The sequence below is a fragment of the Chryseobacterium gambrini genome, assembly GCF_900156825.1.
Taxonomy (GTDB): Bacteria; Bacteroidota; Bacteroidia; order Flavobacteriales; family Weeksellaceae; genus Chryseobacterium; species Chryseobacterium gambrini.
Window position 1 is genome coordinate 60,448 of sequence record NZ_FTOV01000009.1, and the last position, 21,368, is coordinate 81,815.

Annotated in this window: 17 protein-coding genes; 13 read left to right on the forward strand and 4 right to left on the reverse strand. The window is 34.5% G+C overall.

Features of this window, described 5'->3' with window-relative positions; translation table 11 throughout:
- Positions 1-52 precede the first annotated feature (52 nt).
- Complete coding sequence (locus tag BW951_RS15540) at positions 53-2,038, forward strand: urocanate hydratase (RefSeq protein ID WP_076394526.1); 1,986 nt, start codon at positions 53-55, stop codon at positions 2,036-2,038.
- Positions 2,039-2,275: 237 nt separating this feature from the next.
- Here BW951_RS15540 and BW951_RS15545 read toward each other — a convergent pair whose 3' ends face one another.
- Together BW951_RS15545 and BW951_RS15550 are read right to left on the reverse strand one after the other, a co-directional pair.
- Positions 2,276-3,262: a hypothetical protein gene (locus BW951_RS15545; RefSeq protein ID WP_076394528.1), complete on the reverse strand. Its 987-nt coding sequence runs from the start codon at positions 3,260-3,262 to the stop codon at positions 2,276-2,278.
- 332 nt (positions 3,263-3,594) lie between these two features.
- Positions 3,595-4,383, reverse strand: coding sequence for a hypothetical protein (locus BW951_RS15550; RefSeq protein WP_076394530.1), 789 nt, complete (start codon positions 4,381-4,383; stop codon positions 3,595-3,597).
- Between the two features lie 1,349 nt (positions 4,384-5,732).
- Here BW951_RS15550 and BW951_RS15555 point away from each other — a divergent pair.
- From BW951_RS15555 to BW951_RS15580, 5 genes are all read left to right on the forward strand, one after another.
- On the forward strand, positions 5,733-6,659 hold the full coding sequence (locus tag BW951_RS15555) for a tetratricopeptide repeat protein (RefSeq protein ID WP_076394532.1): 927 nt from the start codon (positions 5,733-5,735) through the stop codon (positions 6,657-6,659).
- A 15-nt stretch (positions 6,660-6,674) separates the two neighbouring features.
- Positions 6,675-7,136 (forward strand): hypothetical protein, encoded by a 462-nt coding sequence (locus BW951_RS15560; RefSeq protein ID WP_076394534.1) that lies wholly within the window; start codon positions 6,675-6,677, stop codon positions 7,134-7,136.
- A 240-nt stretch (positions 7,137-7,376) separates the two neighbouring features.
- Positions 7,377-7,631 carry a hypothetical protein gene (locus tag BW951_RS15570; protein ID WP_076394538.1) on the forward strand — a complete coding sequence of 85 codons (255 nt, stop codon included), beginning with the start codon at positions 7,377-7,379 and terminating at the stop codon, positions 7,629-7,631.
- Between the two features lie 1,598 nt (positions 7,632-9,229).
- Positions 9,230-9,994 (forward strand): Rossmann-fold NAD(P)-binding domain-containing protein, encoded by a 765-nt coding sequence (locus BW951_RS15575; protein ID WP_076394540.1) that lies wholly within the window; start codon positions 9,230-9,232, stop codon positions 9,992-9,994.
- Positions 9,995-9,999: 5 nt separating this feature from the next.
- A complete protein-coding gene (locus BW951_RS15580; protein ID WP_139326178.1) occupies positions 10,000-10,269 on the forward strand; it encodes a hypothetical protein in 270 nt (89 codons plus the stop codon).
- 139 nt (positions 10,270-10,408) lie between these two features.
- Here the strand turns inward: BW951_RS15580 and BW951_RS15585 are convergent, their stop codons facing one another.
- Positions 10,409-10,909, reverse strand: coding sequence for a hypothetical protein (locus tag BW951_RS15585; protein WP_076394544.1), 501 nt, complete (start codon positions 10,907-10,909; stop codon positions 10,409-10,411).
- Positions 10,910-11,146: 237 nt separating this feature from the next.
- Here BW951_RS15585 and BW951_RS15590 point away from each other — a divergent pair, with 237 nt between their 5' ends.
- Together BW951_RS15590 and BW951_RS15595 are read left to right on the forward strand one after the other, a co-directional pair.
- Positions 11,147-11,842, forward strand: coding sequence for a TonB-dependent receptor plug domain-containing protein (locus BW951_RS15590; protein WP_076394546.1), 696 nt, complete (start codon positions 11,147-11,149; stop codon positions 11,840-11,842).
- Between the two features lie 1,838 nt (positions 11,843-13,680).
- Complete coding sequence (locus BW951_RS15595; protein WP_076394548.1) at positions 13,681-15,309, forward strand: NADP-dependent glyceraldehyde-3-phosphate dehydrogenase; 1,629 nt, start codon at positions 13,681-13,683, stop codon at positions 15,307-15,309.
- A 328-nt stretch (positions 15,310-15,637) separates the two neighbouring features.
- Here BW951_RS15595 and BW951_RS15600 read toward each other — a convergent pair whose 3' ends face one another.
- The gene (locus BW951_RS15600) at positions 15,638-16,468 is read right to left on the reverse strand and encodes an alpha/beta fold hydrolase (RefSeq protein WP_076394550.1); all 831 of its coding nucleotides are present in this window, start codon (positions 16,466-16,468) and stop codon (positions 15,638-15,640) included.
- A gap of 130 nt (positions 16,469-16,598) precedes the next feature.
- Between BW951_RS15600 and BW951_RS15605 the strand changes: the two genes are divergently transcribed.
- The 5 genes from BW951_RS15605 (at position 16,599) to BW951_RS15625 (ending at position 21,355) form a co-directional block, all read left to right on the forward strand.
- Positions 16,599-17,102: an RNA polymerase sigma factor gene (locus tag BW951_RS15605; RefSeq protein ID WP_076394552.1), complete on the forward strand. Its 504-nt coding sequence runs from the start codon at positions 16,599-16,601 to the stop codon at positions 17,100-17,102.
- 10 nt (positions 17,103-17,112) lie between these two features.
- The gene (locus BW951_RS15610) at positions 17,113-17,931 is read left to right on the forward strand and encodes a hypothetical protein (protein WP_076394554.1); all 819 of its coding nucleotides are present in this window, start codon (positions 17,113-17,115) and stop codon (positions 17,929-17,931) included.
- Between the two features lie 97 nt (positions 17,932-18,028).
- A complete protein-coding gene (locus BW951_RS15615; RefSeq protein ID WP_076394556.1) occupies positions 18,029-20,050 on the forward strand; it encodes a M4 family metallopeptidase in 2,022 nt (673 codons plus the stop codon).
- A gap of 189 nt (positions 20,051-20,239) precedes the next feature.
- Positions 20,240-20,734 carry an RNA polymerase sigma factor gene (locus tag BW951_RS15620; RefSeq protein ID WP_076394558.1) on the forward strand — a complete coding sequence of 165 codons (495 nt, stop codon included), beginning with the start codon at positions 20,240-20,242 and terminating at the stop codon, positions 20,732-20,734.
- A gap of 24 nt (positions 20,735-20,758) precedes the next feature.
- Positions 20,759-21,355, forward strand: a complete 597-nt coding sequence (locus BW951_RS15625; protein WP_076394560.1) for a hypothetical protein — start codon at positions 20,759-20,761, stop codon at positions 21,353-21,355.
- Positions 21,356-21,368: the final 13 nt, after the last annotated feature.

The window sequence follows — 21,368 nt, forward strand, 5'->3', positions numbered from 1 at the left end:
TCTTTAAAACCACAAAAATAAATCTACTAAACTAACAACGATCAACAAATACATGACATTCCAACAACAGATACAGCAGGGCATACCCAACCGTTTGCCACAGCCGAAACCTTACGAAACCAACATCAATCATGCGCCGAAGCGTAAAGAAATTTTAGGAGAAGAAGAGAAAAAATTGGCACTGAAGAATGCTTTGCGTTATTTCGATCCAGAATTTCATACCGAATTACTGCCGGAATTCAGGGAAGAGCTCGAGAAATACGGAAGAATTTATATGTACCGTTTCCGTCCGGATTATGAGATGAAGGCGAGACCAATCTCTGAATATCCCGGAAAATCCGAGCAGGCAAAAGCCATCATGCTGATGATTCAGAACAATCTGGATTATGCCGTAGCGCAGCATCCTCATGAACTGATTACGTATGGTGGAAACGGGGGAGTGTTCTCCAACTGGGCGCAGTATCTTTTAACGATGAAATACCTTTCTGAAATGACGGATGAACAGACTTTGGTCATGTATTCCGGACATCCGATGGGATTGTTTCCTTCCCATAAAGATGCGCCGAGAGTAGTGGTAACCAACGGAATGATGATTCCCAACTATTCCAAACCGGACGATTGGGAAAAATTCAATGCATTGGGCGTTACACAGTACGGACAAATGACGGCGGGAAGCTATATGTACATCGGTCCGCAGGGAATTGTTCACGGAACGACCATTACGGTACTGAACGCGTTCAGAAAAATCAATAAAGATCCGAAAGGCGGACTGTTCGTGACTTCAGGATTAGGCGGAATGTCCGGCGCGCAGCCGAAAGCAGGAAATATTGCAGGCTGTGTTACCGTTTGTGCCGAAGTCAATCCAAAGATTACCAAAATCCGTCACGAGCAGAAGTGGGTGAACGAAATTCATGAAAATCTTGACGCATTAGTTGCAAGAGTTCGACAGGCGCAGGAAAATAAAGAATCTGTTTCTCTGGCGTACTTGGGAAATATTGTTGAGGTCTGGGAAAAATTCGATCAGGAGAATTTAAGAATCGACATCGGTTCAGACCAGACTTCGCTTCATAATCCTTGGGCGGGAGGATATTATCCTGCGGGACAAAGCTTTGAAGAATCAAACAAAATGATGGCGAAAGATCCGGAACTGTTTAAAGATAAAGTTCAGGAAAGCTTAAGAAGACATGCAGAAGCCATCAATAAACATACGGCAAAAGGAACCTATTTCTTCGATTATGGAAATGCCTTTTTACTGGAATCTTCCAGAGCCGGAGCTGATGTAATGGCAGAAAATCCTACGTTGGGAAGAGAATTTAAATTCCCTTCTTATGTGCAGGATATTATGGGACCGATGTGTTTTGATTACGGTTTCGGGCCATTCCGTTGGGTTTGTACGAGCGGAAAACCGGAAGATTTACAGAAAACAGATGATATTGCGTGTGCGGTTTTAGAAGAAATTCAGCAGAATTCCCCTGAAGAAATCCAGCAGCAGATGAAAGACAATATCCAGTGGATCAAAGGAGCGCAGGAAAATAATCTGGTGGTCGGTTCACAGGCGAGAATTTTATATGCCGATGCAGAAGGAAGAATGAAAATAGCAGAAGCCTTCAACAAAGCCATTAAAAACGGAGAAATCGGACCCGTAGTTTTGGGAAGAGATCATCACGATGTTTCCGGAACAGATTCGCCGTACAGAGAAACGTCCAATATTTATGACGGTTCCAGATTTACGGCAGATATGGCGATCCATAATGTGATTGGCGACAGTTTCCGTGGGGCAACCTGGGTTTCGATCCACAACGGAGGCGGAGTAGGATGGGGAGAAGTCATCAACGGCGGCTTCGGAATGCTGCTGGACGGAAGCGATGATGCCGACAGAAGATTAAAATCCATGCTGTTCTGGGACGTGAACAACGGGATCTCAAGACGAAGCTGGGCAAGAAATGAAGGTGCTGTTTTCGCTATCAAAAGAGCCATGGAAATGGAACCGAATCTGAAAGTAACGCTTCCGAATTTTGTGGATGAAAATCTTTTTTAAAACCGTCATTGTGAGGAGGAACGACGAAGCAATCTTTTGATTTTACACAAATGTCTCGAACAGATAACCTCGTTTTTCATGCAATAACAGAACATAAAATAAACCTGTCGATAGGCAGGTTTTTTATTTAGAGTAATCTTTGTAAGACCTTTCACAAGGTTTTACAGTAGTAAAGAGGCTTTTCAAAAGACAAATAAAAATAATTCTTTATATCAATTTAAAACCTTATAATGGATATTATTTAGTAAGTATTTCAATCGTTGTATCTTTAGCTATTGCAATCTGTTTTGTTTTTCTATTAAATGTTATTAAAGGTAAATCAGATGTAGAGTGTATAATTGATGAAATCTGCTTACCGGAATAAATTTCTTTTATTTCTTCTACAATTTCTCCTGTTCTGAAATTGATAATTTTAGGATGCCTGAATAATTCCCAAGCGAATGTATCATCTATTGCTATTAAATTTCCGCCCACCGTACAGTTGGGCTTAATTATTTCTGATATTTCATTTGTTGTAACATTCCAGATCCCAATTTCACCGTTTTCAAGTAGATCGGAGGGTTCATCATCAAAAGGCTCCGTTTCATTTGGAGAGCCAATTAAAACCAATTCGTTAGTAATAAAACTTGCTGTACAGATTTCAGCAGAAACATCAGGAATAAGTTTGCTTTGATCCAATGCTTTAGGACTCTCTAAACATTCTTCAATGTCAAAAATTTCCACAAAATCATATGGATGCCACGCCCAGCCTTTGCTTAAAAAAGTTTTATTATCCGGGCTTACTTCAAGGCGTGAATGAAAAAAATGTGAAGGATTTCTGTCTGCATGGTCTGTCAAAAGTAATCCCGTCTCAACTTCTTCAAATTCCAGCCTGTTGTATTCATTTGGACAGTGAATAAGAATATCTCTTCCATCTTTAAGTTTAGCGAATGCAATAGGGTACTCGTAGACGCCTGCATGATAATAAGAACGGTTGATTTCTCTTAAGATTTTTTTGTTCTTCATGATGAGACCCTTTGTGCCGAGTCTGTTGTAAACAACTGAGTATACACCATCGGAAGAGCTTAGCGCACTGTCAAAAAAAAATGGTAAATAATAATTTTCAAGTTTTTTAATCTGTCCGTCTGGTAAAAAAAGAGTTGCCGAATTTGCCAAGTCTATTAAATGATGATCCGTCCATGTTAATGTTGAAAAATAGGCATCATTTATGGTCTGTCTTTGCATAAAAATAATTTATCTGTGAGTTTTTTATTTAAACTTTTAACCGCAAAAGGGACAAAAGATAATCATAAAGCGAAGTTTCAGAATAATTAAAGTCCTCAAAAACATAAAAATCAGAGATTTTTAAAAACTATTGTTAGCTTTTTCATTGATAATGATCAACTTTAAATAAAAAATTTAGTTCATCTTTTGTGACTTTTGCGGTTAAATAAAAGTTTAAATTTATCGAAAATCTTAGTTCATTAGATCTATCAGCAAATATAATCCAATTATTAACGAGAAACCAATGAAGATACATTTGGCAAACATCGATGCAATATCAATTTTAATCCTCCCTAATTCGCAATATAATAGTAAAATCCGTCGCTGATATTTCGGGAACTCATGATCTCAAACAAGTGATTGTTGTTTTCCAGCATTCCCGACGGGGAAAAATAATAGCCATAAGAATTATCAGAAAATCCGTCCAGAAGAAAGAACATTCCCAAGTCTGTTTTTACAATCGAATAAATATTTACCTTCTTCATCTGTTCAAGGATCTGTTGCTGTAACGAGCTGAAGCGATAATTCCCTTCCGCTTTTATTTTTGCCGAGATCGGGAAAGGCGATTTTTGCGGAATCACATAAGACCAGTATCCATTGTTTTCTTTAAAAATACCATCTACCCTTTGCAGAGAACTCTGGTTTACATAAATTAAATTTCTGCTTTTTCCCACCAGTGCAGCCAGTGTTTTAAACTCCGAAAAATGATCCTTCAGAAACTGAATATACCTGTCCTCGTCAATCATGCCTTGTTTTAAAAACTGATTCGGTTTGTCTGCCGCTTCCTTTTCCGTCAGTTCATACCGCTGAGAAAAACCACCCCAGAAAAAATTGGAGATTTCACTTGATGTGCGTACCGAATCAAGCGCGTAGATTTTCTCATGCTGTAAAGGTCGGATATCCCATTTCGAAAAAGGCTTTGAAAACTTCAGATACTCTTCCAGAGGAACTTTTTTCTCCACCGTTAAGCTGTCTAAATAATTAAACAGTTCCACATCATATTTTTCGGTTTTATTTAAATAGTCCTGACCGAAAACAGATGCCGATAAAACGAAAAACAACAGAATGACAATTTTTTGCATAGAATAAGAAAGCAGTTTCGTGATTATTTATTGAATTGAGGAAACAAATGTAATGAAAAGTTGAGAAGGGTGATGAATGAAAGATCTTTTTAAATTTTTTATTTAATACAATACTTTCATTATTCCATTTCAAAACTATTCCTGTCATTCAGAATGAAATTTTGCGCAGCATTATGCAGTGAAGAATCTCTTAATATTGAGATTTTTCGACTTCACTTCGTTGCGCTCAAAATGACAGTGTTGCAGATTAAATGAAAAAGTTTTTAAACACTTAAGTCACATAAGATTTTAAAATAATTCTACGTTTTATATAAGAACACATTAGTTTGTGAAAATCTTCGATTTTCTTCTCATGTGAACTTCTAATTATTTTATTAAACTAAACTTATGTGACTTAAGTGTTATATTTAAAAATCCTGTCATTCAGAATGTAATTTTGCGAAGCATTATGGAATGAAGAATCTATTAAGATGCAGTTGTTTTTAGATTTTCGGCTCCACTTCGTTGCGCTCAAAATAACAGCTTTGCAGGTTGAGTTTTTAAACACTTAAGTCACATAAGATTTTAAATAAATTAAGCATTATATTAGAACACATTAGTCTATGAAAATCTTTGATTTTCTTCTTATGTGATCTTTTAAATATTTAATTAAACTAAACTTATGTGACTAATGTGTTGTATTTTAAAACAGTAAAACAGTCATTCTGAAAGGAATTTTGCGAAGCATTATGCAATGAAGAATCTTTTAAAATATAGTTTTTTTAGATTTTTCGGCTCCACTTCGTTGCGCTCAAAATGACAGCCTTGCAGATTAAAATGTAAGTGCGTTTTTTTTAACCAGAAAGGCACAAAAGATTTTGAAGCTTCTTAAAAGTTAATAAGCGCAAGAATGAAAGAGCACAACAGTTTTTAAAGATCTTTGATTTTTATGCTTTTGAGTGCTTTGATTATTCTACAACTTAGCTTTATTATTATCTTTTGTGCCTTTTGTGGTTAAATTTTTCTGTCATTCTGAAAGGAATTTTGCGAAGCATTATGCAATGAAGAATCTCTTAAGATGCAGTTGTTTTAGATTTTTCGGCTCCACTTCGTTGCGCTCAAAATGACAGTGTTGCAGATTGAAATCTAAAAGTTTTTAAACACTTAAGTCACATAAGATTTTAAATAACTTCTACGCTTTATATCAGAACACATTAGTTTGTGAAAATCTCTGATTTTCTTCTTTGGTCTTTTAAATATTTGGGTGGAATAATTGGACTTATTTGATTATTAAAATTAAATTTATGCAACAGGTTTTGTATCTTTTGCGGATAAAAACTTTTTAAAACCTGTAACCATAGAAATCGGATATGAGGAAATATTTTTTTAGTGTATTGTTCGGGGTTTTATTTTCTGTTCCCGCATTCGGATGCCTGAACGGAGAAACACTGCATCTCGAAGACGGAACCATTCTCTATGAAGACTATGAAGGATATGTTCCTTATGGTCATTCTTTTACCAATACCGAAGAACTGAATAAAATACTGTTATCGCTGGAAAAAGGCTACAGGGAAACAGGAAAACTGAATTACCTTTCAGATAAAGGACTGATCCTTATTATTCAGGGAAAATATAAGGAAGCCATTGAACTTTACAAAAAGATTGAAAAAGCGGAACCCAACCGATATTCTACCGCTTCCAATATCGGGACCGCTTATGAACTGATCGGGAATAATGCCGAAGCGCTGCGCTGGATCGAAAAAGCAGTAAAAATAAACCCTAATTCTCACTACGGCTCCGAATGGATTCACATCAATATTCTGAAAGCCAAAATGAAAGGCGGAAAGTTGATCAATTCCAGATTTTTAATCGGTATGGATTTCGGAAATGAAAAATTTCCTGAATCGGAAAGAGATGACGAGAAACTTTTTGTTTTGAGAAAGCAATTGTATTATCAGCTTAATGAGAGGGTTTCTTTTGTAAAACCTGAAGATAAAATCGTAGCACAGCTTTTATTTGATCTCGGGAATATTTCTTACCTGATGCGGGAAAAAGAAGAAGCTACAGAAACTTATAAAATGGCAAAAGAGTACGGTTTTAATAAGCCTGTTCTGGAAGAAAGACTGGCTTTGTATACACCGCCGGTAATCGATCATGTACAAAAGAAAGCGATTAAGGAAATTAAGTTTCAGACCAAAGCCATACGAAGAACCGAACTGATTAGTTTTTGTATAGCAATCGCGTATCTGCTTTTTTCGGGAGTGATCGTTTTTGTATTCAGAAAGAAAATTTTTTAATCTCAACTTGTTTTTATGAATAAAATATTTTATATTTTTCTATTTCTGGCTCTGGTTTCCTGTAAAAAAGATCATGAGGTGAAAAAGGACGAATGGGATTATTTAAACAGCAGTTTTAACAACAAAGAAAACCTGAGCGATCTTACGATGCACTGTATGTATGATCTGTTTTCTGTAAAAAGGATCAATGATTCATTGTTCTACATCAGGCTTGATGAATTTCAGGGATGGAAAAAAGATTACAGAATCTATGAAGATACCGTAAAATTAAGCGAGAATAAAAAGATTACAGATTCATTAGGAAATCAGAAAAAACAGATCTTAAGATTTTCGAACAATCATGATGTAGATCTTGAAATTGATATTCATAAAATTGCAGTGCATTTCGACTCGGTTTCTCTCTACGAATATAACGGAAGAGTAAGCATCAATAACAAAAAGCTTCGGTATACCTGCAAAGATTTATTTGTAAAGTAAAAATTGTTTTTCCTCAGTAAAATGATATTTTTGAAGGATGAAATTATTCACGATAAAGCAAATTTTATCTTCTTGTCAGCTTTTAGATGAAGCAGGGAATATCGTTGCGGAAAGGCTGGCTAATTTTGTTTTCTCAACTAATGAAAGACTGAAAATCAAAGATCAGATATACAGGATTAAATATTCAGTTTTTTTTGGGATAAAACTCAATACTTTGATGAAAAGGGAAATGTTGTCGTAATGATTGATCGCGTAAACCAAAGAATATTTCATTATCAGGATCAATATACCGAAATATATTTCTACAGATCAAAGGGTTTTATCAACATAACTGTTTCTTTATACCGTTTTCAGGATGATGCTTTAATGATGACATTCAGCTTCAGAAATTCTTTTTTTAAACAAAAGCCGAAGATCGAAACAGCAGATGATTTCAACAATCCATTGCTTTTAACCATGTTTTTTCATCACAATCTCAGAGAATCTGAAGATTAATTTGATGGCAATTTTTTTTGAAATGATTTTTTAGATAACAATCGTTTTAAATTTAACCACGAAAGCCATAAAGGAAATCTGTCATTCAGAATGAAATTTTGCGTAGCATTATGGAATGAAGAATCTCTTAGTATGAAGTAATTTGAGATTTTTCGACTCCACTTCGTTTCGCTCAAATTGACAGCTTTGCAGGTTGAAGAGTTTTTAAACACTTAAGTCACATAAGATTTTATAATAATTTCTACGCTTTAGATCAGAACACATTAGTTTATGAAAATCTTTGATTTTCTTCTTATGTGAACTTCTAATTATTTTATTAAACTAAACTTATGTGACTTAAGTGTTATATTTTAAAACAGTAAAATCACTCTGTCATTCAGAATGAAATTTTGCGAAGCATTATGCAATGAAGAATCTTTTAATATGAGATTTTTCGACTCCACTTTGTTTCGCTCAAAATGACAGTGTTGCAGATTGAAATATAAAAGTTTTTAAACACATTAGTCACATAAGATTTTAAATAATTTCTACGCTTTATATCAGAGCACATTAGTTTATGAAAATCTTCGATTTTCTTCTTATGTGAACTTCTAATTATTTATTAAACTAAACTTATGTGACTAATGTGTTATATTTTAAAAAAGTAAAACTGTCATTCTGAAAGGAATTTTGCGAAGCATTATGCAATGAAGAATCTTTTAATATGAGATTTTTCGACTCCACTTCGTTGCGCTCAAAATGACAGCTTTGCAGGTTGAAGAATTTTTAAACACTTAAGTCAAATAAGATTTTAAATAATTTAAGCTTTAGATCAGAACACATTAGTTTATGAAAATCTTTGATTTTCTTATTATGTGATCTTGTAAATATTTATTTAAACTAAACTTATGTGACTAATGTGTTATATTTTAAAACAGTAAAATCACTCTGTCATTCAGAATGAAATTTTGCGAAGCATTATGTAATGAAGAATCTCTTAAAATGCAGTTATTTGAAATTTTTCGGCTCCACTTTGTTGCGCTCAAAATGACAGTGTCACACATTAAAAGTAAGAGTTTTTAAACACTTAATTCACATAAGATTTTAAATAATTTAAGCATTATATCAGAACACTTTAGTTTATGAAAATCTTTGATTTTCTTCTTATGTGGTTTTGTAAATATTTATTTAAACTAAACTTATGTGACTAATGTGTTATATTTTAAAACAGTAAAACTGTCATTCAGAAAGGAATTTTGCGAAGCAATATGCAATGAAGAATCTCTTATTATGAAGTAATTTGAGATTTTTCGACTCCACTTCGTTCCGCTCAAAATGACAGTGTTGCAGCTTAAGAAGGCTTTTTTTAACCACAAAAGCCACAAAAGATTTTGATACCTTATTAAAGTTAACAAGTGTAAGAATAAAAGAGCGCAACAGTTTTAAAAAAATCTTTGATTTTTATGCTTTTGAGGGCTTTGATTATTCTGGAAATTCGTTTTATCATTATCTTTTGTGCCTTTTGTGGTTTAAAAAAAGTGATCATATTTAGCTTGTTTTTTACAATTTTCAGCGCTGAAAAACCATAATAAAATTGTAATTTTCGGTAAATAAAAAATATGAAGAAACTCGGGATCATCGGTTGTGGCTGGTTGGGAAATAATTTGGCGGAGCATCTGTCTAAAAACTATGAAATTTTTGCGACCACTACAACAGAATCAAAACTGGATGTTCTGAAATCTAAAGGATATCATGTGGATCTGGTAAAATTTTCCGATGAAATTGATGCTGACATGAAACCGTGGAAAATAGCTTCTGAACTGGACGCCATTATTGTTGCCGTTCCTTTTTCGGGACTCAGAGGCTCCAGAATTCCGATGACGGGAAAAAGGGAAAACCTGCTTCGTTTTATAGGAGATTTTAACCGTCAGATTTTTTATACAAGTTCCACAGGCGTTTATCCGGATATCGAAAAAGAATTTACAGAGGATGATCTTCCGGAAGTGGAAAGCGAAAGCTTTATTCTGGAGAAATTTCCTCAAACCAATATTTTGAGACTGGGCGGTTTAATGGGTGGTGAAAGACTGCTGAAAAACTACAATATATCTCATCTGGATCAGTTGGTGAATCATATTCATTATGCAGACATCTGTTCGGTTGTTGAAAAAATGTTAGACCAGAAATCTCAGGCTAAAGTTTATAATATTGTTGCGCCGATTCATCCCAACAAAGAAGAAGTCATCAATGCGCAGAAAGATCTGCCTTACGAAGGAGAAAGAAGAACTACGGGAAGAATAATTTCCCCTGCAAAATTAATGGAAGAACTGAATTTTGAATTTCAGTACCCCGATCCGAGATATTTTCACCTGAATGTAAATAATTAATGAAAATGATGACTGTTTTATCTTGCGGACCTATTTTTGAGCCTTTAATGGGGGTGCTGTTTTCTACGGTTAGCTGTATTGGAATTCTGATATTTTTAGCGGTTCGTTTCTTTAAAGGCGAAACTTATACCCTGTTGAAAAATTCAGGAACCGCGAACAAAACCTTCAGTATTATTCTGTATGGTGCAGCAGGAATTGTAGTGACGGCTTTTGTCTGGTTTATTCTCACCTTTATGTTTACGGCACTTGTTTTCTGGTATACCAAGAATTTTTAGAGTTTTTGACTTAAATTTTAAAGTAAAAAGATCCTTCTACAATCTCAGCGTGACTTCTCCGGTACAGACTGTTATTTTCAACGGTGTAACACTGAGCCTGTAGAAGGTTTATGATAAAATAATTGACAGGTAATTTATTCTATCTGTTCATTAATATGTTTTCAATCGATTCTAAAATTTCTTTTTCAATATTTTCTTCGGTAATTGTTTCCAGAGTATATTTCTGCTCTTTGAAAGCGGCGGTTCCGGTTCCGTTCTGGAAGATGGTGTCCTGATGAATTCCGATGCGTTTCAGATTTTTATCGGCAACGAACATGATGTGCGGAAATTTATCATTCGCGTAAAAATTAGATTCCACATTTCTGGAAATCTGAAGTTTCATATGGGTTTGCGAATTGACGCCCAAACCGTTTTTATTTTCTTCATTAAAAGTTACTTTACAGCCAAATCCGTTTTCTCTCAGCATCCTTCTGAATTCCTGCATTTTGGGTTCGATGAGGTTTTTACTCAGTGTTCTGAACCCTTCAATAAACATATCTTCCTCGCTTTTCTTCTTGGCAAGACTTTCCTGCAGTTTTTGTTCTTCCGTTTTTAAATTGGAAAACAGAGAATTGAGCCGTTCTATATTTTCTTCCTTCATGGTAATTAAAAATCAATAAATAATTGTCCTGTTTTTAAGTTCCGAAATATCGTAAAATTTTTTGAGTAGATTGATATGTTACATCCAAACTTAAATTATTATCCCCATCTTTTTGTTACTCTTAACTTCGTTGAATCTTCGGTTTGCATTTAATGAAAATTTTGATCCGATTTAAAAAAATCATTCCCTTTTCCAACCTTTTCATCAAACCATGCATCTTTATAAGAAAAGATCAGTATGAAAATCACGATACCAAAACCATGTCACGAAAACTGGGAAATGATGACACCCGAAGACAAAGGACGATTTTGTGCAGTCTGTTCAAAAACCGTAAGAGACTTCACCAACGCTTCGGATGAAGAAATCATCAATGTTTTTTCCACCACATCAGAAAATATCTGTGGAAATTTCAACGAATCTCAACTCGACAGAGATCTGCAGTATTCTTACCTCAATTCGCTGCTTACCAAATTTGCGGTAGGCTTTGTTTTTACAACAGCGGGTTTTGTCGCACTGAATGCGCAGAAGAAAATGGTTAATGATTCTGTAAAAGCGGAAATGATAGATGAGGTTATTCTCACAGGATTTACTACTAAGAAAGAATCTAAACAAATGGTTACAGGTATTACAACAGTAACTTCTGAAGAACATCCGGCTGAAAAATCTGCAGCTCAATTAAGAGGAATGACTTCTGGTGTAAAGATAAGTGATACAATTCATTCGGACAGGCTGATTCTCGGAGGCATTCATTCCGTTAAAATTGATGATTACAGACCTTTGTATGTTCTGGACGGAAAGATCATCAGTGAAAAGAAGTTCCGGAAATTAGACCAGAAGTCCATAAAAACAATGAATATTTTGAAGGGAGCTTCAGCAACTGCAATTTATGGTGAGAAAGGAAAAAACGGAGTTATTCTGGTAAAGACGAAATGATTTTTTCAATGTAAATAATTTTTTAATGTAATAGCAAAAAGGACTATACTAATCAAAAATTTTTAATTGATATGGCTGTCATTTTGAGCGCAACAAAGTGGAGTCGAAAAATCTAAAGTAACTGCATTTTAATAGATTCTTCATTGCATAATGCTTCGCAAAATTCCTTTCAGAATGACAGTTTTACTTTTTTAAAATATAACACATTAGTCACATAAGTTTAGTTTAATAAATAATTAGAAGTTCACATAAGAAGAAAATCGAAGATTTTCATAAACTAATGTGTTCTAATATAATGCTTAATTTATTTAAAATCTTATGTGACTAATGTGTTTAAAAACTTTTAGATTTCAATCTGCAACACTGTCATTTTGAGCGCAACGAAGTGGAGTCGAAAAATCTAAAAATAACTGCATCTTAATAGATTCTTCATTGCATAATGCTTCGCAAAATTTCATTCTGAATGACAGGATTTTTAAATATAACATTTAAGTCACATAAGTCTAGTTTAATAAAATAATTAGAAGTTCACATAAGAAGAAAATCGAAGATTTTCACAAACTAATGTGCTCTGATATAAAGCGTAGAAATTATTTAAAATCTTATGTGACTTAAGTGTTTGAAAACTTTTATATTTCAATCTGCAACACTGTCATTTTGAGTGCAACGAAGTGGAGTCGAAAAATCTCAAATAACTCCATTTTAAGAGATTCTACATAGCATAATGCTGCGCAAAATTCCATTCAGAATGACAGGATTTTTAAATATAACACTTAAGTCACATAAGTCTAGTTTAATAAAATAATTAGAAGTTCACATGAGAAGAAAATCGAAGATTTTCACAAACTAATGTGCTCTGATATAAAGCGTAGAAATTATTATAAAATCTTATGTGACTAATGTGTTTAAAAACTTTTAGATTTCAATCTGCAACACTGTCATTTTTAGCGCAACGAAGTGAAGCCGAAAAACCTCAAAAAACTGCATTTTAATAGATTATTCATTGCATTATACTTCGCAAAATTTCATTCTGAATGACAGGATTTTTAAATATAACACTTAAGTCACATAAGTCTAGTTTAATAAAATAATTAGAAGTTCACATAAGAAGAAAATCGAAGATTTTCATAAACTAATGTGTTCTAATATAATGCTTAATCTATTTAAAATCTTATGTGACTTAGGTGTTAAAAACTCTTCAACCTGCAAGGCTGTCATTTTGAGTGCAACGAAGTGGAGTCGAAAAATCTAAAAATAACTGTATCTTAATAGATTCTTCATTGCATAATGCTTCGCAAAATTCCTTTCAGAATGACAGTTTTACTTTTTTAAAATATAACACATTAGTCACATAAGTTTAGTTTAATGAAATATTTAGTAGATCACATAAGAAGAAAATCGAAGATTTTCACAAACTAATGTGCTCTGATATAAAGCGTAGAAATTATTTAAAATCTTATGTGACTAATGTGTTTAAAAACTCTTTCATTTAATCTGCAACACTGTCATTTTGAGCGCAACGAAGCGAAGCCAAAAAACCTCAAAAACTACATCTTAAAAGATTCTTCATTGCATAATGCTTTGCGAAATTTCATTCTGAATGACAGAGCAATTTTATTATTTTAAATATAACACATTAGTCACATGAGTTTTTATTTTCAATACTTGAAGATCACAGAAGAAGAAAATGATAGATGTCCGTAATCTAGAAGCGGAATGTTAATTTTTGTTTTAAATAGAGCAAATCTATTACGAAGGTCTTTTTAAAATCGATTTTTAGGTCTACCTTTAGTATAGACAAATTTTAACCTTATCATTATTAAAAAAATAAAAGATTTATGAGTTCAGCAAACAGCCCGTTATTTCATGAAATATTCAAATCCGAAAACGAAATCCCAGAAGAATATAAAGTTCCCGAAATTCATCAGCGGGAATACCTTCTTAACGGAGAACTAGTAGAATGGAATGGCGATGTGCAGAATATTTATTCTCCGGTCTGTATTCGTACAGAAAATGGTCTGGAGAGAAAACTGTTGGGAAGCATCCCGAATATCGGTCCCGATGAAGCCATGAAAGTTTTGGATGCCTGCGTAAAAGCGTATGACAACGGACTGGGAGAGTGGCCAACAATGTCTGTGGAAGGGAGAATAAAATGTATGCAGAAATTTGTATACTTAATGATTCAGCAGAGAGATCTTGTGATCAGATTGCTGATGTGGGAGATCGGGAAAACGTTGGCAGATTCTACGAAAGAATTCGACAGAACGGTGGATTACATCAACCAGACGATTGATGCACTAAAAGATCTCGACAGAGAATCTTCCCGTTTTCAGCAGGCGGAAGGAACAATTGCCCAAATCAGAAGAGCGCCGCTTGGTGTGGTGTTAAGCATGGGACCTTTCAATTATCCTTTAAATGAAATCTTCACGACGCTGATTCCGGCGTTGATTATGGGAAATACGATTCTGTTTAAACTTCCAAAACATGGTGTTTTAGCACATTACCCTTTATTAAATGCTTTTAAAGAAGCTTTCCCGAAAGGAACGGTAAATACGTTGTACGGAAAAGGTTCTGAAATTATTACGCCGATCATGGAAAGCGGAAAAGTGAATGTTCTTGCGTTCATCGGATCAAGTAAAGTTGCGAACGGACTGAAAAAACTGCATCCGAAAGTTAATCGTTTAAGAGCGATTTTAAGTTTAGATGCTAAGAATGCGGCTATCGTTACAAAACACGCTAATCTGGATGTTGCGGTGAGTGAATGTATTTTGGGATCTCTTTCTTTTAACGGACAGAGATGCACCGCTTTAAAATTAATTTTCGTTCAGAAAGAGGTGGCAGAAGAGTTTACCCGCAAATTAACGGAAGCTGTTTCGGCAATGAAACCGGGACTTCCATGGGAAAAGGATGTGAAAATTACTCCGCTTCCGGAAGTGAATAAGCCTTCTTACCTGAAAGAGTGTATATATGATGCGCTGTCGAAAGGTGCTAAAGTTTTAAATGAAAACGGTGGTTTTACAGAAGAATCTTTTGTTTTTCCGGCAGTCGTTTATCCGGTAAATCATGAAATGAAGCTGTATCATGAAGAGCAGTTCGGTCCTGTAATTCCGGTGGTTCCTTTTGATGATATCGAGGAACCCATCGATTATCAGGTTCATGCAGATCACGGAATGCAGGTGAGTATTTTCAGTGAAGATGCGATGGAAGTTTCCAGATTAATCGATCCTTTTGTGAATCTGGTAAGCCGAGTGAATATCAATTGTCAGGCTCAGCGCGGACCGGATGTTTTTCCGTTCACCGGAAGAAAAGACAGTGCGGAAGGAACGCTTTCTGTTTTTGATGCGCTTCGTTCGTTTTCAATCCGTTCTCTGGTTGCTGCAAAAGTTACAGATTCCAATAAAAATCTACTGAACACGATTGTAAGAGATCATGATTCTAATTTCCTGAGTACGGATTATATTTTTTAATCACTGATCTTTTAACCTGATTTTGAAACTTGTTTAAACTTTTATAACCACAAAGTCACAAGTTAACAAGCGTAAAAGTTTTTGTTTAAACACATAAGCCACATAAGATTTTTATAATAATTTCTAATCTTTATATCAGAACACATTAATGTATGAAAATCTTTGATTTTCTTCTTTTAAGCAATTTGATTATTCTTAAGCCTAGCTTTATTTTTTTCGGCTTAATTTGAAATTAGTTAAATAAAGACCATAAAACAAAATCCGCAATCTGAAAGGACTGCGGATTATTTGATTAGTAAAAATCAAAAACATATATTTGGAAGAAAAGTTATTTTTCCGTTAAAAATCTGCTGATAATACTGTTTAAATCATCTGCGTGGGTTACATTTAAACCGTGAGGCGCACCTTCAATGATAACAAATTCATTATTGGCAATTCCCTGTGCAGCCTGTTTTCCCGCAGTATCAATCGGAACAATATTATCCGAGTCTCCATGAACAATCAGTGTTCTTACATTGACGTTGGCTAACTCGGGACGGAAATCTGTGTTTGCCCAGCTTTCAGCACATTTTATGGTGGCAATAGGATTGGCAAAAGAAGCAATTGCCCAGTCGAAATCCAGTTGTTTCTGGCTCACAGGCTTTGAAAGCATTCCGAAATTATAAAAATCTTTGTGGAAAGATTCAAGGAAAGTGATTCGGTCTGTTTTCAGCGCATTCATGATCTCGTCAAGTTTTTCCTGAGGAACTCCGTCCGGATTGTCTTCTTTCTGTTTTACAATCGGAATGATGGATGAAATTAAAGCAACTTTATCAACATTTTCTGAACCGTAATTCGTTAAATAACGCACGACTTCTCCACCTCCCATAGAGAATCCGAAGAGGATAACATTTTTAAGGTCTAACTGTGAGATGATTTCATGAAGATCTTTTGCCAGTCCGTCATAATCGTATCCGTCATAAGTTGGTGAAGATTTTCCGAAACCTTTTCTGTCGTATGCGATCACGCGATATCCTAAATTTAAAAGCACCGGAATCTGCATTTCCCACGATTTTCCGCTTAACGGCCATCCGTGGATTAAAATAATGGGTTGTCCTGATCCGAAATCTTCATAGTAAAGCTGGACGTTCTGATCGTCTTGTTTTGTAATGTAAGGCATATTTATATTTTTGGTGTGATTCAGGAATTCCAAATATTAAGCCATAAATAATAATGTGGTATGTAAAAAATTAAAATAATTATTGTAACAAAATGCAGCATTTCCTACTAACTGAAACATAGCCTAAAAAATGTCTTTACTGGAAAAGGAATTCTTAGAGAAAATTGAAAAGCATAAAGGCGTGATTTTCAAGATCTCGAAGATGTACATGGATAATCCCGACGATCAGAATGATCTCTATCAGGAGATCATCTATCAGGCGTGGAAATCCTACAGCGATTTTCAGAAAAAAAGTGAATTTTCCACATGGCTGTACAGAACCGCCCTTAATACCGCCATTGTCTTTCTCCGAAGCGAAAAAAAACGTAGTTTTATACAGAATCAGAGCATAGAAAATCTCCGTGTTCAGCAGGAATCTTATAATGATGCAGAGGATAGGAATATGAAAATGATGTATGAAGCGATCCATCAGCTCAGTCCTATTGACAAAGCGTTGATTTTTTTCTATCTGGAAGATTTTCCGGGTAAGGAGATAGCCAGACAACTGGGAATAACGGAAGTAAACGCAAGAGTGAAGCTGAACCGGGCGAAAACAAAACTGAAAGAAATTATCGAAAAACAAACGGCTCTCTAAACTATAAGGTATGAAATTAGAAAATTTTAAAGAACTCTGGGAAAAAGATCATCAGGAGCTTCCGGAAATTTCTTTGGAAAAGCAGAACGAAATACATTCGCCACTGGAAATGATCAGAATCAACATGAAAACTGAATTCTGGCTGATGATTCTCACGCTTCCCATGCTTTTAATAGGATTTCCTTTTGCAACGGAAGATTTTAATGTAAAGACAATTTCGATATTAGTCGCTGTTCTTACGTTAGGGATTATCATCTATTTTTATTCAAGATTCATTAAGCTGTATAAAATGCTGAAAAAGACAAGTATTAATACCAATTATGATCTTTTCAACCTCAAAACACAACTTTTGGTTTCTAAGGAAATTTATATTTCATACTACATCTCTTATATTCCTTTAGCGTTTGTTTCTTCTCTTGAGCAGATTGATTTTCAGTTTAATATGGATTACCATTTTGCTGTTTTTGTCGTCAGTTTTTTGATCGCCATTTTTGTTTTGTTTATTTTAATAAAGTACTGGATCTACTATATGTACGGAAAATACATTGAAGATGTTATATGTCTTGTGGATGAACTTAATGGCGTTGAAGTAGAAATGAAACAAAGAAAGAACAGAGATAAAACGTGGTTTGAACGTTTCCGGAAATATTTCATCAAAAAATTCGGAATTAAAGGAAATATCCTGAACACGGTATTGTGGTTTGCTTCCGCTTATGTTTTCATTATTGTATTTTTAACGATTGTCTTATTGGTAGTTATTCTAATTGGCGCAAAGCTTGATTTCATCGACTTGCATATCCTTCAAAAAGCTTTAAACAAAGGGAATTAAAAAAATAAATATTCTTAATTTAATAGAATTGCTGTCTTTTTTGTAACAAACTTTATCTTTTCCTACTAACTGTCAGATTTAATCAAAAAAGAATAATATGAAAAAGACAGTTACAATTGTTAAAGCATTGATTTTTTCATTTGCTATCGGTATTGCACCGCTTTCTTTGGTAAAGGCTCAGAAAAAAGAACGTACAGAGCTTTCTGTGAAAAATTTTCCTAAGCGTATTACTACTTCATCAATGGGGAATTTCAGTGCTGATTTCAGCGGGCAGAATATTCCTTCGGATTATCTTATTAATCATTTAGGAGAGTGGCTGGGAAGTAATGGAGATCATTCTTTTTCACTGGTAAAAACTGCTACGGATGAATTGGGAATTAAACATTCTGTATATCAGCATTATTTTAAAAATACTAAAGTAATGGATGATGTTATTTCTGTTCATGAAAAAGATGGAATGGTAACTTTTGTGAATGGTGAGTTTATAAATAGTACAGATTTTAATACCGCGGCACAACTTTCTGATCAGGAAGTAAAACAGATTATTTCTAATGAAAAAAATACATCTTCTGAAAATCTGACATTCGGAACAGCAGAAAACGTAATTGCAAAAGTGTATGCCGGTAAAGATGTGAAGCTTTATAACACCACTACTGTAGCTACTTCCTCATTAAAACCTCTTTTCTCTGAGGTGATCTATATTGATAATAATACAAAAAAAATTGTAAAAACACTTTCGCAGATTTATCATGCAGATACTCCTTCTGTAAGTACAACATACTACAAAGGCAACCAGTCTATTACAGTAGATTCTTACAATGGAAGTTACAGACTGCTCGATAATGCAAGAAAAATCCATACGTATGATGCTACCGGTTTTACAGGACAGCTTGGTCTCGATGCAGGGGGAAATCTTGTATTGGCAGGTTCTACGGAATATACAAACAGTTCTGCGAATTTTACTTCAGCAGCCACAAAAGCTCCGGTAGAAGTTCACTGGGCGATAAAATCTTCTTATGACTATTATCTTAATAAATTTAACAGAAATAGTTTTGACGGAAACGGTTCTGCCATCAATAATTATTATAATATGGATTTTTCGAAGCTTAGTTCTTCGTATCCTGCAGGATATGGCTTTAATGCAACCGCTGTAAAATTGGCAAACGGAATGCAATTTATGGCTTTTGGTAACGGAAACCTTCCTGGTTCTCCCGGAGCAACCAATACTCTGGCTTCCATTGATGTGGGCGGTCATGAATATTCTCACATGATTATCGATAGAAATGGAACGGGAGGTCTAAATTATCAGTCAGAATCAGGAGCGTTGAATGAATCTTTTGCAGATATTTTTGGAACAGCGATTGAATTTTACGGAGCTCCAGCTTCTGCTAACTGGACGGTTGGCGAAGGTGTTCTTAATGTTTCTCCGGGATATATAAGAAGCTTGTCTAATCCTAATTCCGCTAATCCTGCTTTAGGTCAGCAACCCGATACCTACAACGGAACTTATTGGGTGAGTGTGGTAGGATGTACACCTTCCGGACAGACAAATGATTACTGCGGAGTACATACCAACAGCGGAGTAGGCAACTATTGGTTTTATCTTCTTTCTCAAGGCGGATCTGGAACCAATGACTTGGGAACAGCGTTTAATGTTACAGGAATAACACTGGCAAAAGCAGAAAAGATTGCTTACAAAACTTTAACAACTTATCTCACGCCAAACAGTACTTTTCTGGATGCTTATAATGGAACAAAACAAGCGGCTGCAGACCTATTCGGAGCAAATGCACCCGAAATACAACAGGTTGAAAATGCTTGGTGTGCAGTGGGGGTAGGTAATTGTCAAACCATTCTTGCCGTGAAAGATACTTCAGAAATTTCAAATGAAATCAGAGTTTATCCAAATCCTGTTAAAAACGGAGTGTTCACCATTGAAAATACTAAGAATGATGCAACCTTCGAAATTTATGATGTTTCAGGAAAACTTGTAAAACAGGATGAAAAATTAAATAAAGGAACCAATAAAATTAATATTTCTGGGTTCCAAAAAGGAATTTACATCATTAAAATTAGTGTAAATGGTACTGCTGTTTCTAAAAAGATAGTAGTAGAATAAGTTTTCAGCATCAAAAAAAACACAATGAATGCCCGGCGGAATATTTCTGCCGGTTTTTTTGTTAAAAAAAATCTTTAAATGTTCTATGTTACCCTGCAACTATAATTCTACGAAATGTTTAAACAGATTTAAATAAAAAAACTGTAACATTTTTATGAAGGGCAAACTAATTCTATAGAGCGTAAAATTATGACCTCATTAGAACACGAATTTTTAAGAGAAATAGAAAAACATAAAGGAATCATTTTTAAGATTTCTAAAATGTACATGGACGAAAAAGAAGACCGCGATGATCTTTTTCAGGAGATCACCTATCAGGTATGGAAAGCGTATCCCAAATTTAAAGGAGAAAGCGAATTTTCGACCTGGCTGTACAGAATTGCCCTGAATACAGCCATTATTTTTCTTAAAAACGAAAAAAGAAGGAATTTTATAGGAAATGAAGATTTTTTGGAATATAAAATCATTCAGGAAGAATTTGATCATGAAAAAGAAGAAAAACTGAATGCCATGTATAAAGCCATTCATCAGTTGAATCCTATTGATAAAGCTTTTATTTTCTATTATCTCGAAGATTTTTCCGGAAAGCAGATTGCTGAACAGATGGGGATTTCCGAAGGAAATGTAAGGGTAAAAATGAACCGCGCCAAAAACAAGCTGAAAAGATATCTTAAACGAAAATAAATAATAACATTTAAATCAGACATCATGAATATAGACGACCTTAAAAATACATGGAATGAAGATCATTCTTTTGGAGAAACCCCTGAAATAAGCATCGAACAGAAAAACAGAATTCATCTTCCGCTGGAAAAAATTCGTAAAAATATGCGGATGGAATTTTGGTCTACCGTGGCAATTTTTGTTTTTGCTTTTGCCTTAATTGCCGTCTGTGCAGGATCTTTTAAGTTTAAATTTTACATCACGATTCTTATAGGATCCATGGTTTTTGTAACCTTTTTCTTCTACAGTCAGTTTTTTAAGCTGTATAAAAACATGAGCCAGACGATGATGAAAACGTATGACAGTTTGCAGGATCTTTTGCATCAGTTTAACCTGAATAAGCAATACTATTTGTCTTTTTATCTTGCTTTTGTCCCGTTTTTAGTCTGCGAACTTATTATCGTTCTGGAGTTTATACCAAGACCGGTTCCTTTATCGGATACACAGATTGCCATCACGTTAATTTCTACCATGATTATCACGATGCCTTTGCTGCTTTTATTGGGGAAACTTTGGTTTAATGTGTTCTACGGAAAATATATCAAGCAGATTGAAACGCTTTTCTCTGAACTGAAAAAATAAATTTTGATTGGTT